Below are 14,380 nucleotides of genomic sequence, written 5' to 3'. Positions count from 1 at the left end.
GAGCCCGGCAGCTTCCGGTTTGGCTGCATGAGTACAACTGGCACCGCCCCCATGCCAGCCTGGATTACAAACCGCCGGTTAGCCGGTTGGGGCTTACCGTGAACAACCTGGTGGGTTTACACAGCTAGGGGCTAGGAGCTAGTACCTGGAAACTAAAAAAGGCCCCAACGGGGCCTTTTTTATTTGGCGGAGACGCCTACAGGGAAGTAGGCGGTAGACTCTGTCAGGAACAGAGAGTCGAGGGAGGGATTGATGGCGCACATCCCTGTGCGCCACCCCTTCGGGGCAGCCTTCGGCTGTCCAAATCGGCTTTCCTGCCGATTTGTCGAACCCGCCATTTGTAATCGAGGGTTCGAATCCAACTTTTCAACCATCCATAAAAAAGGGGCCAAAAGGCCCCTTTTTTATGGATGGCGGAGAGGGAGGGATTCGAACCCTCGATACGGGGTTACCGTATACACGCTTTCCAGGCGTGCTCCTTCAACCACTCGGACACCTCTCCTGATCAGTTTCCAGTCACTAGAACCTGGTGACTAGCACCTGCAATGCCGGAGGCATTGCACGAAAGCGCGCAAGGTTAAACCAGATGCCCGGGCGGTGCAACGCCAATCCGGCGCCATGTGCTCGCCGGAGGCTCGCGGCAACGGGCGCCCTGGCTAATATCCTTTCAAAAGAAAAGGTTAAAGCGGTGCCATTGGATACGGAATGTCACGGAGTGAGTGATCCACCAATATTAGGATGTTATAATATTGGGGTTTTTTATTCGGCGTGAGATACCGAACAGACGAACTTGCGGGAAACCAATTCTACTCCAGACTTGGAGTAATAAACCGCAAACCAGTTCACAAACTGGAGGATAAAGACGCAATGCAACGACGGGTTATTACAGCAGTGCTGGGCGCGGCCACTCTGGGCGGCCTGGTGGCACTCAATGCCTGTACGCCCCAGCATAGCGCCCTGGAACAGGTCCTCAACAGCGGGGAACTGCGGGTTTACACCCGTCATGCCCCGACCACGTTTTATCAGAGTCCGGAAGGCCCCGCCGGTCTCGAATATGAGCTGGCCCGAAGCTTTGCCGACCAGCTCGGGGTGCGTCTGAAGCTCGTTGTCGCCGACAACCTTGATGAAATCTTCGCGGGGTTGCGCAAGGGTCGCGCCGACCTGGCTGCGGCCGGTCTGACCGTCACTGAGCAACGCCGGCAATATATTCGCTTTGCCCCGGCTTATCAGTCCATTACCCAGCAGCTGATTTATCGTAAAGACAGTACCCCCCGACCGCGAAATCCCGATGAGCTTGGTCAGGGTCATATTGAGGTGGTTGCCAACAGCAGCCACGCCGAGCAGTTGCGCCGCCTGCAGGAATCACACGCCGATCTTCAATGGCACGAAAACGCCAACACGGACACTACCGAGTTAATGACGCTGGTTGCCGAGAATATCGTTGACTATACCGTCGCCGACTCCAATGAGATGGCGGTAAACCGGCGTTATTTCCCGGAATTGCGTGTAGCGTTTGATCTATCAGAGCCCCAGGAACTGGCCTGGGCCATGCCACAAAGCGAAGATACCTCTTTATATAAAGAGGTCGAACATTTCTTCGAACAATTGCGCGGTTCCGGTGAACTGGCCCATTTGATCAAGCAGCACTACGAACATGTGCGCAACTACAACTACTTCAGTACGCCGGTCTTTATGCACCATGTGCGCAGCCGCATGCCGGAATACCGCCGTCTGTTCAAGACCGCCGCCAGCGAAACCGGTCTCGACTGGCGTTTGCTTGCTGCTGTCGCCTATCAGGAGTCTCACTGGGATCCCCTGGCGGTCTCGCCGACTGGTGTTCGTGGTTTGATGATGTTGACCAATGGGACTGCCGGTCAACTGGGGGTACTGGATCGCACCGACCCCGAAGAGAGTGTCCGGGGCGGCGCGCGTTACTTACAGGGCCTGTACAAACGATTCGATGACATTCCCGAAGAGGATCGGATGTGGTTCAGTCTGGCAGCCTATAACGTCGGTTTTGGTCACGTCCGGGATATTCAGAAGATCACCCGGGAGCGCGGCGGTAATCCCGAAAAATGGACCGACGTGAAAGACAACCTGCCCTTGCTTACCCAGCCGAAATGGTATCGTCAGACTCGCTACGGCTACGCTCGCGGCAATGAACCGGTCAAATATGTCGATAATATTCGCAGTTATTACGACATTCTACGCTGGCATAAACGGCAAGACAGCCCGGCACCAGGCAACAGATCGAATTCAATTCTCGTCTATTCATCACCGGTTTTATAAGCTGAACCCGTATGAGTTCATTCCTGTCCGCCTGCGTCACGTTTTTGTTTAAAAAAATCGCGCAGTAACGCACCACACTCATCAGCCATCACCCCCTTGCATACCTCTATCCGGTGGTTATGCTGATCGGAATTCAGGATATCGAATACACTCCCGGCGGCTCCGGTTTTCGGATCCCAGGCACCGAACACTACCCGTTTGACCCGAGCATGAATCATCGCCCCGGCACACATGACACACGGCTCCAGGGTGACATACAAGGTGGTCTGTGGAAGGCGATAGTTATTCAGGCGCAGTGCGGCATTGCGCAGTGCCTGCATTTCGGCATGGGCGCTGGGATCGTGGCTGCCAATGGGCTGATTCCAGCCTTCCCCGACAACCTGCTCATCCCGCACCAGCACCGCGCCCACCGGCACCTCACCGGCCGCCTCGGCCCGATGCGCCAGCTCCAGTGCCCGCTGCATCCAGAACTGATCCAGGGCCTCGGTTTCAAGTTGTTGAAGTTCATCACTCATGAGCAGATCAATATTTTTACTGCAAAGGACACAAAATTCATGCACACCTTATTCTTTGGCTGAACCTGTATCTGCCGATACGCAGAATATCCGGCTGTACAGAGTGTCAGGTAGCGCTGTGCGCAACCTGACCTACAGCTCTACGCCTATAATACTCTCACAGAGACGTTTATGCCCGTTGTGTGGGTACAAAGCTCGCTGATAATGAGCGATATCAGATTTCTTTGCGTTCTCTGCACCCACACAACGGGCATAAACGTCTTTGCGTTCTCCGCGTTATTTCCAGAGCCTATCTATCAGCCAGTGATTGAAGCTCGCGATCGCGCATGCCCAGCAGATACAAAATTGCATCCAGCCCCAGCGTGGCGATGGAGTGTTGCGCCTGTTCGCGCACCAGCGGCTTGGCGTGAAAGGCGATCCCCAGCCCGGCGATAGAGAGCATGGGCAAATCGTTGGCGCCGTCGCCGACGGCAATCACCTGCTCGGTGCTGATCCCTTCTTCCTCGGCCAGTTGCTGCAACAGCTTCGCCTTCATCTGCCCGTCGATGATATCGCCCTTGACCTTGCCGGTCAGCCTGCCGTTTTCAAAGTCCAGCTGGTTGGCATAAACATAATCCACGCCCAGTTTTTCTTTCAGATAATTGGCGAAATAGGTAAAGCCGCCGGAAAGAATCGCGACCTTGTAACCGAAATGGCGAAGTGTGGAAATGAGTCGCTCCGCCCCTTCGGTAATCGGCAGATCCTCGGCAATTTGTTGCAGGGTTGATTCTTCCAGCCCCTCCAGCAGCGCCATGCGCTGGCGAAAACTTTCGGAAAAGTCGATCTCGCCGCGCATGGCCGATTCGGTAATGGCGGCCACCTGATCGCCAATGCCGGCCACTTTTGCCAGCTCGTCGATCACCTCGGTCTGGATCAACGTTGAGTCCATATCAAAGCAGACCAGACGCCGGCTGCGTCGATAAAGGTTGTCTTCCTGCACGGCCACATCGATCGCCATATCCTGCGCAATCTGCAAAAACTGCGCGTGCATAGCGGGGATATCCTGTACTTCGCCGGTCAGGGTCAGCTGTACAGCCGCTGCCCCGCTCTGCTGGTCTGATTGATGCAGCGAAAGTCGTCCCGAAAGCCGGCTGATGTCCTCGATATTAAACCCGTTCTCCCCCACTACTTCGGTGACCCGGGCAATATGCCGTGCCGTAATCTGTCGGCCCAACAGTGTCACGATATGCCGGGCCTGGCCCTGCCGGGCCACCCACTGATCGTAATCCTGACGGTTGATGGGCGTGAAACGGATATCCAGATCCAGTTCATGCGCGCTGAACAACAGATCCTTGAACAGGGAACAGTTACTGCCTTCCTCGGGTGCCACCACCAGTAATCCCAGAGCCAGGCTGTTATGCGTGACCGACTGATCGATATCCAGGACCGGGATATCGTAATCGGCCAGTACACCGGTCAGTCGCGCCGTGAGCCCCGGGCGATCCCGACCGGTGATATTAATCAAAACCACTTCACTCATGCTTGTTCCCGTTCACTAGTAAATAAGCCGGAAAAGCCGTAATGATTCGGGTTTCCGGTGCTCATGCGTGTGAATACCATAAAATACTATTCTCAATAATGCCTGAATCAAAAGTGTCTCACTCGACCTTCCTTGGCGGCGCAACCGCGGCACCGGGGATCAGGGCGATACCCGGCGTGCCTTCATTGCCGACAAGTCCGACTTTAGTATTGGCTTTATCATCATCGCTGTACCCGGGAAATAAAACCCTCAACAGGGAAATACATCGGGCAAATTCGATCGCCTGGTTCGACCAGGACCGGCATGCAGCCGGAAGAAAGTACTGCCGGTCCATCTCGGGCAGGGCGGCCAGCAGCACATCAAAGTTTTCAGGAACCGCAAATTATACCGAACCAGCCGATAATGGCCAAACCCGCACCGCCGCTCATCCGCCCCCAGATTTGTCAGTGAGTGAGCCGTCAACAGGCGCGAGATAGCCGAACTGACCGACTCCAACCCCTGAAGCCAGACAAACAACAGTATTCCGACTACCAACAGAGCGGGATGAAAGGCTGTGTTCATCATCGTACCTGGCTAAAAGCACTCAGCAAGGGGTTGCAAAATGCAACATCAGTCCGGCCAGGGTCGAATACCTGTGCGTTACCGCACAGAACAGAGTACTCACCTTCAAAATAATAATGTCACGTTGGATGGGCTTGGTGGCAAACAGTTGTACGGCGATTGCGAATAGGGAGATAGCTTTATGGTATTCAGGGAACAAGAGGATAGAAAAATCCTCTATTTTGACAAATCAGTCGTCACTCTCGACAGGAAAAAGACAGAATTCGGGAACATGACAGCCATACCAACCGCCGTACTGCTCATTGAGGATGACCCCGCTGATGCGGGATTAATCCGGGCAGCGCTTGGCGAGCATGGGGGGTTCCAGGTTGTCTGGGTAACGCAACTCGACGATGCGCTCGATCGACTGGAGAAAATGTGCTTTGACGTCGTGTTGCTGGATTTGACTCTTCCGGACAGCATGGGTATCAAAGCGTTTGACCGGGTGCTCCAGGCAGTACCCGATGCGCTGATCCTGGTACTGAGTACCGCAGATAATGAAGCGCTCGCGCGTAGCGCGGTACAACACGGCGCGCATGATTATCTTGCCAAGGAACACGCGGACGCTTACTGGCTGCCTCGTGCTCTGCGCTATGTCACCGAACGTAAGGCGACGGAGTCGAGGTTACGCGAGGCGGAACAGACTTTGTACGATGAGAAAGAACGAAACAGAGTCATGCTCGACTCGATCGGTGATGCTGTATTGGCCACTGACATATACTCGAATATAACCTACCTGAATCCAATAGCAGAAAGACTGACCGGGTGGTCATGCTCTGACGCCCTGGGTCAGCCACTCGCGAAGGTGTTCAACATTATTGATGGTATAACACATGAATCCGCGAGAAATCCGGCACAATATGTCATTGAAGAAGGCCGGAACACCGAGCTCGGGATGAATTGTATACTGATAAGTCGCAATGGCGTTGAAACCGAGATCGAGGATTCCGCCGCCCCTGTCCGGGATCGTGAAAACAGGGTTACCGGCGCGGTAATCGTTTTTCATGACAGCAGTCAGTCGCAAGAATTTACCGAGAAAATGGCACACCTGGCTCAACACGACTTTCTTACCGGACTGCCCAACCGCATGTATTTGACAGAAAACCTGCCGCAAATGATTGGACACGCAAGCCGGCATCACAAGCAAGTCGCACTGTTGTTTCTTGACCTCGATAACTTCAAGGATATAAATGACCTGCATGGCCATGCGATCGGCGATCGACTGTTACAGTCAGTAGCCGTGAGACTGACAAAGCGTGTACGTGCCTCTGACATAGTCAGCCGCCTCGGTGGTGACGAATTCGTGATTATGTTAACCGAAATCGATAAACCTCAGGATGCGGCTTGCGTTGCCGAGATGTTACTCACCGAACTGACTGCGCCGTTCAATATCGAGAATAAAGAACTGCATATCAGACTGAGCATCGGCATCAGTGTCTATCCGGATGATGGGGATAATATTGAGACTCTACTGCGGTTTGCGGATGCAGCGATGTACAAGGCCAAAGCAGATGGCAATAATAAGTACAGGTTTTTTTACGAACCCGGGATACATGGTCGCATCAAGCACCGGAATGTCGCCATAAGCCATTTAAACATTCCTGATTGACAGTTAATTTTTCCGGAACTGTTTTCCTGAATAAGCTAACAGCCCGGATGCTGTCTGCATGGTGAGGATGAATCAGGCTTTGAATGGGATCGGCGCATGTGCTGAATGTGAATATACAGGAGCCCTGCTGCCGGACTTTCTGGCGGGGCTGGACTGCTGGCGGGAAGGACAGGGTAGCAACCTGTCAGTTTCCCGTTTGACAACGAAATAGCATTCGCAACTCAGTTTTTCCAGTTTGAGCCGGTCCGCTATCTTGATGTGGCCACGGCGATACTCGATCGCGCCGACATCCTTCAGCTTGTGGGCCGCCGCGGTGATACCCTCCCGGCGCACACCCAGCAGGTTTGCAATCAACTCATGGGTCATAGTGATATCATCGTCCGAAAGGCAGTCCGCAGCCATCAGCAACCAGCGGGACAATTGCTGTACGATGGTGTGATGACGGTTGCATACCACGGTCTGGGCCATCTGGGTTATCAGGGCCTGGCTGTAACGCAGCAGCTGCATCCGGAATATCGCATCCGGCTGATTGAATTCCTCCTTGAATTTCTGGATGGATAGCCGGTAGACAATACCGCTGGTTAACACAAGCGCCTGGCTCTGGGTGTTCTGACCGCCCATAAAAGCGGAAACGCCAATCATGCCCTCATTACCTATTACGGCGACTTCCGCCGTTGACCCGTTTTCCAGTACGTGGAGCAAGGAGACGATGTTATCAATAGGAAAGTAGATATAGGCCAGGTTGGCCGCGGCTTCATGCAAGACCGTGCCTTGCCGCAGACTCATTATTTCCAGCTTTGGACTCAGACGGCTCTGCACTTCCTGTGGCAAGCAATTCAGTAGCCGGTTTTGTATCGGCAAGGCTTGTTTAGACATCCTGATCTCCCATGCCTTTTTCTGGCTAGTTTTTGAATGATGCGCCAATCAATAGCGCACTATAAAAACAGGATGGAGCAATTTTGCGCTGACGTATAGACTTAAATATATTTATAATCAGATATTTACATATAGTCTAAGTCCCTGCAGCCAGCAAGTTATAAAGCTTCAGCAATCACCTGAATCCTGTAGTATTTATACACCAATATAGTCATAAGCGTTTAATTATAAAGATAAATATTTTTGTTACCCTTTAGTAACCTTGTTTTTTATCAAAGAATAGACGGTACTGGATCGCCGGTTCAGGTTACACAAAACGTATTTGTTCCGGGTAACACGGTCGGCGATCCGCGAATGACCTACCACGTCGGCCTTTTCCATAGTACTTAACAACATACCTTGCTCTGTGCGATAGCGTACAAAGGCAGGTATACTCGCGTACTCCAGGTTACGTTTATATCGGTGGTTGAATCTCGTAGCCGGCCCGGGGATCAGGTTGTGATGCATGTCCGGACAGTTAATTCAGATTTGTGGACACTGGGCGCGTAAATTTCTCAAAACCCGGCAATAAAGGTATGTTTTTTCTTGCAATACCGGTTAAACATCCATTTCACGAAACCCACCACTCAACTAGGCAGTATTGTGATAGGGTATTCCCTAACCCTTGGACTTGAATTACAGGGTGATACTGACGCTGGCAGCCCCTGGCCAGCTTGCTGGAAACCGTATAACCTTGTATAACGTAATAGAATTAGGGGCAGTTGGAATTCAGAGATTTTATACTCGTGGCGGCGGCCCGTAATTGGTGAATTTACTGCAAGCAGGGACAGCGTATCACGAAGGAAGATTACCGGAGGCTTTATGCCCAAACCCACTACTGACTTTATAGATCACAACCAGTTGCGCCAGACTGCCGAAGAGAGTCTCAAACAAGGCACGACACCGCCGACCCGGGGCTGGTCGATCAGTGCGGATGCCCTGGCGCTGCTGTACAGGCTGGCCAGTACGCCCGAAAGCGCCGGTGACGCACTCAAGCTGCTGCATGAATTACAGGCACATCAGGTTGAGCTTGATTTGCAGCACGAACAACTCGTGGCCAATGAGCGGGAATTTGCCCGGGAGCTGGAACGTTACAGGGCATTGTTCGAGCGGGCGCCTTTTGGCTATTTTGTTGTGAGTCTTGATGGCCAGGTCATCGAAGCGAACCAGACCGGCGCCACATTGTTTGGTATCGAGCCCACAGCACTCGGGGGAAATCCGATTGACAGCTTTCTGGCCCCCGCGAGCCGGCCGGTACTGGGCGAATTACTGAAACAGCTGCGCGAGGGCGATGTGGTATCCTGTGAGGTGCAAACCGGCGACAAGGCAGGTGAGTTGCGACAGCTGCAGGTTATTGCAAACAGCGAACCGGGTGACAAAATCATTTTATTGGCGTTTCGCGAACCAGACCGATGACCGGAGGGTTGACGGACCGGCTTGATTTTTCAGACGGGACCGTCTGCATTGGTCGAGGGCTTTCAGTCCATGGTTTCATCCAGTACCACTGATTCACCGCAACAATCCACTCCGACAACACGCATTGTGGGCATTGGCGCCTCGGCCGGTGGCCTGGTGGCCCTGGAGCGGTTTCTGACCCAGACCCCGCCTGACAGCGGGCTGGCCTATATCGTGGTGCAACATCTCGATCCCACCCACAAGGCGCTGCTCCCGGAGTTATTGCAACGCTTCACCACCATGCCCGTGTATGAAGCGCAACAGGACATGCGCATCGAGCCTGACGCTGTCTATGTCATTCCACCGAATACCGAACTCAGCGTGAATAACCGCCGACTGAAGCTGGCAAACCCTGCTGTACCACGCGGCATGCGCCTGCCGATCAATGTCCTGTTTTCGTCCCTGGCCAGCGCCCAGGGCGAGCGCGCCATCGCCGTGATTCTCTCCGGCATGGGCTCGGATGGGACGCTGGGTATGCAGGCGATCAGGGCTGTGGGGGGGCTGAACGTGGTGCAGGAACCCGACTCGGCGCAATTTGATGCGATGCCAAAGAGCGCCATAGCCGCAGGCTGTGCCGACATCGTTGCCCCGCCCGGGGAATTGCCGGCCCACATCCTGGCTTACGTTGCCCAGGTTCCGGTCCCTGTCGCGGCGACAGATGAAAAGGAAGAGACGCAAACTGCTGCGGCAACCGCACCACTGCAGAATATTGTCAGGCTGCTGCAAGAGCGGACCCGGCATGATTTCACCATGTACAAAAACAGCACCCTGCAACGGCGGATCGAACGACGTATGACGATTCATAAAATCGCCACGTTAGAAATGTATGCCGAATTTCTTCGCCACAACACCCAGGAAATTGATCTGCTGTTCAAGGAGTTGCTGATCGGCGTCACCAGCTTTTTTCGCGACCCCGAGGCCTGGCAGTATCTGGCGGACAAGGCCTTGCCGGAATTGCTGTCACGACGCAAGAGCGAACCCAATCTGCGTGCCTGGGTGGTCGGTTGCTCGACCGGCGAGGAAGCCTACTCGCTGGCGATGATATTCAGCGAAGTGACCGAACGGCTCCCCCGGCGTGATCAATTTACATTGCAGATATTCGCCTCGGACCTGAGCCCCGACGCCATTGCGGCAGCGCGCCACGGCAGGTACCCGCTGTCCATCAGTGAGACTGTATCGCCGGAGCGGCTGGTTCGCTTTTTTACCTTGCATAACGACTATTACCAGATCAATAAAAAAATCCGCGATATGGTGTTATTTGCCCAGCATGATGTCGTGCTCGATCCGCCCTTCACCAAACTCGATCTGGTCGCATGCCGAAACCTGCTGATCTATTTTGATTCTGAATTACAACGTCGACTGTTGCCCCTGTTTCACTACAGTTTGCGCTCTGGCGGTATTCTGTTTCTGGGCAGCTCGGAGACGGTTGGCCGATTCAGCTATCTGTTTACGCCGATGGATGCCAGGTTGCGGCTTTATTCACGTCAGGACAATGTACAAATCAGCATGCCGAGGACCCTGCTGAGTACATTTCCTTCACCGACCAGAAGAACCGAGGAGCACCCTGTGTCAACCACCCATATCAACAAACCGTCTACGGATAACCTCCAGGCAGCGGCTGATCATATCCTGCTGCAGGTCTATGCGCCGGCTGCCGTCGTGCTCAACAGCGACGGCGATATTGTCTACATCAGCGGGCGTACCGGAAAATACCTGGAGCCGGCTGCCGGCAAGGCCAACTGGAATTTTTATGCCATGTTGCGCGACGGTCTGCGCGAGCCGCTCGCTCAGGCAATGAAGAAAGTTGAAACACAAAGTGAGCCCGAGCATCTGCATGGCCTGAAGGTGTCCGTCCCCGGGGGAGTCCAGCACGTGGATATTACGTTACAGGCCTTGCATAATCCCCCCGCCCTGGCGGGCATGACAATGGTGGTATTCCACGACGTCTCATTGGCCCCGACCGGCAAGGGCAAGGGCAAGGATAAAGATGCGCGTGAATCCGCGCACGAGGCGGTAATCCAACAGTACCTCCAGGAAATCGAATCCCTGCGCAACGAGGCGCGCACGTCCCGGGAAGAGCTGGAGATAACCAACGAGGAACTGCAATCCACCAATGAAGAACTGCAGTCGGCCAATGAGGAACTGACCACTTCGAAGGAAGAAATGCAGTCCATGAACGAGGAGCTGCAAACCATCAACAGTGAACTTCAGGCCAAACTCGATGATCTGTCGCTCGCCCAGAGTGACATGCAGAATGTGCTTAACAGCATCGATATTGCCATCCTGTTTCTGGATCAGGATCTGAATGTCAGACGCTACACCGATCAGGCCGCGACGATTATCAATCTGCGTGAAAGTGACATCGGCCGACCGCTCAGCGATCTGACCACCAGCCTGGAGTACCCTGAACTGCATGAGGATGCACTCACCTGCCTGCGTACCCTGCTGCCAACAGAGAAACAGGTCCTCTCTGCCGACAACCACTGGTTCGCGGTGCGCATCATACCCTACCGCAGACTGGATAATGTAATCGACGGTGTCGTCATAACCCTGATGGATATCACCAAAACAAAAAATCTCGAGATGAAATTGCGCCGCAAGAAAAAGACCTGACACACATAAAAACAGTCTGCCAGGATTTAAACTCGTACAATCAGACGCCGTCACCAATCAACAACTACCCACAGGGTGTGGTCGTATGATGCCCCGGAGGAGGCCATGTCAGGGAGAGAGTACGTTCCACGCACCGTTATCCTGGTCGCGAGATGATGCCCGGCTAAATAAGCGTTCCGAATACCAGGTCACGTGCTTCAAAAGATTGCTTCGCTTCGCTCGCAATGACCGAAAATATTGGGGTCATTGCGAGGAACAACGTGACGAAGCAATCTCTCTGGACTGGTATTCGGAACGCTTATTTAGAATATTCTCGCAGAGACGTTTATACCCGTTGTTTGTGTGCAGAGCGCGCTGAACAGGGGCACTATCCGGTTTCTTTGCGCCATGGCGGCTCGGCGAGAGACAAGCTTTTCCCTCTGCTGCACACCGGACAAAACAAATATCACCACCGAATCAGACCGCGTACGCTGTTTCCTGCTGTGTGCGGATTCCTCCCCTGCGCACCCCGATCTTCGCAGCCCCGGCATAATCCGTATGCTACCGCACACCCAAAAACCCTGATTTCGATTAGGCTGTGCGCCGAAACAGTCACGTCAAACGGGATCCCTGATGATACGAACGCGCCATGACTAACGCACAATGGTTTTTACTCGTGGGCGGGTTGCTGCTCGCCCGGGGCCTGACGGCGCCGATGCTCCAGCGCCTGCCGGTCACCCCGGCGATTGTCTATCTGGCCGTGGGGCTGCTGGTCGGGCCGACGGTGCTCAACCTGTTTCACTTCAACCCGCTCCAGGAATCGGCGCTGCTGGAAGTACTGACCGAAATGGTGGTGCTGATTTCGCTGTTTTCCGCTGGCGTCAAAATGCCTGTGCCGTTCAGCTTCGCCCGCTGGCGCACGCCGATTCTGCTGGCATCGGTGTCGATGGCGGCCAGTGTCGGGCTGGTCGCAGCCTTCGCCTATCTCTTGCTCGGTCTGCCACTGGGCGCCGGCGTCCTGCTGGGCGCCATCCTGGCGCCCACCGATCCGGTGCTGGCGACCGATGTGCAGACCCGCCATCCCGGCGACCGCGACCGGCTTCGCTTCACCCTGACCTGCGAGGCGGGCATGAACGATGGCAGCGCGTTTCCGTTTGTGATGCTGGGAATGGGATTGCTGGGGCTGCACGAGCTCGGCGAGTTCGGCCTGCGCTGGGCGCTGGTCGATGTGCTGTGGTCCACGCTGGCGGGCGTGGCCATCGGGGTCCTGGCTGGCGCCGTCCTCGCCCATCTGGGGCGCAAACTGCGCGGCACGCCCCCCAGGCACAAACTGATGGACGACTTCCTCGGACTCGGCCTGATCGGGGTGGTCTATGGCCTGAGTGAGCTGATCGAGGCATGGGGTTTTCTGGCGGTGTTTTTCGCCGCCGTCGCGTTGCGCCAGACCGAACTTAAACTCGCCCACGCCGACGGGGGGAACAACGCCGATCAGGAAAACCGGGATCCGCCACAAACCGACCGCATCGAATCGGAAGCTGAAAATGCTACCCCGGATAAAGCACTGGAACCGACCGTGAGCGAAGGCTCGCTGGTCTTCAAGGAACATCTGGAGCGACTCTCGGAACTGGTGCTCATCCTGCTGATCGGCGGCACGCTGTTTATCGATTCCTGGAGCTTGCGTGCCGTGGGGCTTGCGCTGTTCCTGTTCATGGTTGCACGCCCGGTGAGCGTCCTGGTTGGTCTGCTGGGTACACGCACGTTGTGGCCGACTCGCAGCATGGTCGGCTGGTTCGGGGTACGCGGCATCGGTTCGCTGTACTACCTGATGTTCGCCATCCAGCATGGCCTCCCCGAAGAACTGGCCCTGGATCTGATCCAGTTGACGCTGGTTGTGGTCACGCTGTCGATTCTAGTTCACGGCACCAGCGTCAAGCCGCTGATGAGCCGGTTTGTGCGTCACCGCAACCATCAGTCAAAAGTCGATGAGGCCGGACCCGATCAACCGACTGAATCTGAAACAAAACAGGCCGAAAAATGAGGTATTCCAGAGCGGGAACGCGCACTTATTGACAGAGAATCCCATTCATTTTGCCAAGGACTGACGCATTAATACTATGAAATCTTCAGTCGTTCTCAATCGAAAGCATCCGCCACACGGGCTATCCGACCGGTTTGCACTCGGCTTGACCAGGCTACTGCGCTTTATTGCCGATGCATTCTTCGCCAGGCGTTACGGCCACCGCGCGGTCGTCCTTGAAACCATTGCGGCGGTCCCCGGCATGGTGGGTTCGACGCTGCAGCATTTGAAGGTGTTGCGGCACATGTCCGATGATCATGGCTGGATTCGAACGTTAATGGACGAAGCGGAAAACGAACGGATGCACCTGCTGACGTTCATCGAAATCGCAAGGCCGACCCGCTTCGAACGCTGGCTAATCATCCTGGCACAGGGCGTCTTCTACAATTTTTTCTTTCTGCTGTATCTGATCTCGCCGCGTACCGCGCATCGGGTTGTGGGCTACTTCGAGGAGGAAGCCGTGGTCAGCTATACAGAGTTCCTCGCAGAAGTGGAAGCGGGTAACCGCGAGAACGTGCCGGCGCCGCAACGGGCAATTGAATACTGGAACCTGCCCCCGGATGCCCGGCTTTCGGACGTCATCATTGCCGTACGGGACGACGAGGCCGGTCACCGCGATGTCAATCACGGCTTCGCTGATCAGCTCGCCAGGCAATAACGATGAACAATCAGATCAAGTGAAGTCCGCGAATGACCGCAAATAGAGCTAATGTGTCTATGCGCTTTATCGCCTGCTGCGCACAGAAACCAGAGTCTGTTTTTATTTGCGGTTATTCGCGTTTTTAGCGGACCAATATGCCTGTAAGACG

At 54.7% G+C, this 14,380-nt stretch carries 11 protein-coding genes and 1 tRNA gene; 7 read left to right on the top strand and 5 right to left on the bottom strand.

Translation table 11 applies throughout. The features are described from left to right. Positions 1–128: integrase core domain-containing protein (locus EDC23_RS08160; RefSeq protein WP_166668810.1), on the top strand; the 128-nt coding region annotated here is incomplete at its 5' end. Positions 129–411: 283 nt separating this feature from the next. Here EDC23_RS08160 and EDC23_RS08155 read toward each other — a convergent pair. Continuing rightward, positions 412–502 (bottom strand) — tRNA-Ser (locus EDC23_RS08155). A gap of 365 nt (positions 503–867) precedes the next feature. Between EDC23_RS08155 and mltF the strand changes: the two genes are divergently transcribed. Further along, complete coding sequence (mltF, locus tag EDC23_RS08150; protein ID WP_134083266.1) at positions 868–2,289, top strand: membrane-bound lytic murein transglycosylase MltF; 1,422 nt, start codon at positions 868–870, stop codon at positions 2,287–2,289. A 17-nt stretch (positions 2,290–2,306) separates the two neighbouring features. Here mltF and tadA read toward each other — a convergent pair whose 3' ends face one another. From tadA to EDC23_RS08135, 3 genes are all read right to left on the bottom strand, one after another. After that, positions 2,307–2,804: a tRNA adenosine(34) deaminase TadA gene (tadA, locus tag EDC23_RS08145; RefSeq protein ID WP_134083263.1), complete on the bottom strand. Its 498-nt coding sequence runs from the start codon at positions 2,802–2,804 to the stop codon at positions 2,307–2,309. A 289-nt stretch (positions 2,805–3,093) separates the two neighbouring features. Further along, on the bottom strand, positions 3,094–4,323 hold the full coding sequence (gene serB, locus EDC23_RS08140; RefSeq protein ID WP_134083260.1) for a phosphoserine phosphatase SerB: 1,230 nt from the start codon (positions 4,321–4,323) through the stop codon (positions 3,094–3,096). A 118-nt stretch (positions 4,324–4,441) separates the two neighbouring features. Beyond that, positions 4,442–4,681, bottom strand: a complete 240-nt coding sequence (locus EDC23_RS08135) for a hypothetical protein (protein WP_134083257.1) — start codon at positions 4,679–4,681, stop codon at positions 4,442–4,444. A 384-nt stretch (positions 4,682–5,065) separates the two neighbouring features. Here EDC23_RS08135 and EDC23_RS08130 point away from each other — a divergent pair, with 384 nt between their 5' ends. Then, entirely contained in the window at positions 5,066–6,532 is a 1,467-nt protein-coding gene (locus EDC23_RS08130; protein ID WP_134083254.1) for a GGDEF domain-containing response regulator, read from the top strand. Positions 6,533–6,604: 72 nt separating this feature from the next. On the opposite strand, the gene EDC23_RS08125 is transcribed toward EDC23_RS08130, so the two are convergent. Further along, positions 6,605–7,408, bottom strand: a complete 804-nt coding sequence (locus EDC23_RS08125; RefSeq protein WP_134083251.1) for a Crp/Fnr family transcriptional regulator — start codon at positions 7,406–7,408, stop codon at positions 6,605–6,607. 861 nt (positions 7,409–8,269) lie between these two features. Between EDC23_RS08125 and EDC23_RS08120 the strand changes: the two genes are divergently transcribed. From EDC23_RS08120 to EDC23_RS08105, 4 genes are all read left to right on the top strand, one after another. Next, positions 8,270–8,863, top strand: a complete 594-nt coding sequence (locus EDC23_RS08120; protein ID WP_134083248.1) for a PAS domain-containing protein — start codon at positions 8,270–8,272, stop codon at positions 8,861–8,863. Between the two features lie 69 nt (positions 8,864–8,932). Further along, positions 8,933–11,515, top strand: coding sequence for a chemotaxis protein CheB (locus EDC23_RS08115; RefSeq protein ID WP_134083245.1), 2,583 nt, complete (start codon positions 8,933–8,935; stop codon positions 11,513–11,515). A 628-nt stretch (positions 11,516–12,143) separates the two neighbouring features. Continuing rightward, positions 12,144–13,532 (top strand): cation:proton antiporter, encoded by a 1,389-nt coding sequence (locus EDC23_RS08110; RefSeq protein WP_134083242.1) that lies wholly within the window; start codon positions 12,144–12,146, stop codon positions 13,530–13,532. 76 nt (positions 13,533–13,608) lie between these two features. Continuing rightward, positions 13,609–14,229, top strand: a complete 621-nt coding sequence (locus EDC23_RS08105; RefSeq protein WP_134083239.1) for an alternative oxidase — start codon at positions 13,609–13,611, stop codon at positions 14,227–14,229. Positions 14,230–14,380 lie beyond the last annotated feature (151 nt).

This window comes from Thiohalophilus thiocyanatoxydans, from assembly GCF_004366735.1.
Classification (GTDB): Bacteria; Pseudomonadota; Gammaproteobacteria; order UBA6429; family Thiohalophilaceae; genus Thiohalophilus; species Thiohalophilus thiocyanatoxydans.
Note: the sequence above shows the minus strand (reverse complement) of the source record. Positions and strands in the feature narration are given on the sequence as shown.

What these genes read in the sequence shown, in the direction of transcription:
- mltF (WP_134083266.1), top strand. Translation starts at nt 868, where the DNA reads ATGCAACGACGGGTTATTACAGCAGTGCTGGGCGCGGCCACTCTGGGC.
- tadA (WP_134083263.1), bottom strand. Translation starts at nt 2,804, where the DNA reads ATGAGTGATGAACTTCAACAACTTGAAACCGAGGCCCTGGATCAGTTC.
- serB (WP_134083260.1), bottom strand. Translation starts at nt 4,323, where the DNA reads ATGAGTGAAGTGGTTTTGATTAATATCACCGGTCGGGATCGCCCGGGG.
- EDC23_RS08130 (WP_134083254.1), top strand. Translation starts at nt 5,066, where the DNA reads ATGGTATTCAGGGAACAAGAGGATAGAAAAATCCTCTATTTTGACAAA.
- EDC23_RS08125 (WP_134083251.1), bottom strand. Translation starts at nt 7,408, where the DNA reads ATGTCTAAACAAGCCTTGCCGATACAAAACCGGCTACTGAATTGCTTG.
- EDC23_RS08120 (WP_134083248.1), top strand. Translation starts at nt 8,270, where the DNA reads ATGCCCAAACCCACTACTGACTTTATAGATCACAACCAGTTGCGCCAG.
- EDC23_RS08115 (WP_134083245.1), top strand. Translation starts at nt 8,933, where the DNA reads ATGGTTTCATCCAGTACCACTGATTCACCGCAACAATCCACTCCGACA.
- EDC23_RS08110 (WP_134083242.1), top strand. Translation starts at nt 12,144, where the DNA reads ATGACTAACGCACAATGGTTTTTACTCGTGGGCGGGTTGCTGCTCGCC.
- EDC23_RS08105 (WP_134083239.1), top strand. Translation starts at nt 13,609, where the DNA reads ATGAAATCTTCAGTCGTTCTCAATCGAAAGCATCCGCCACACGGGCTA.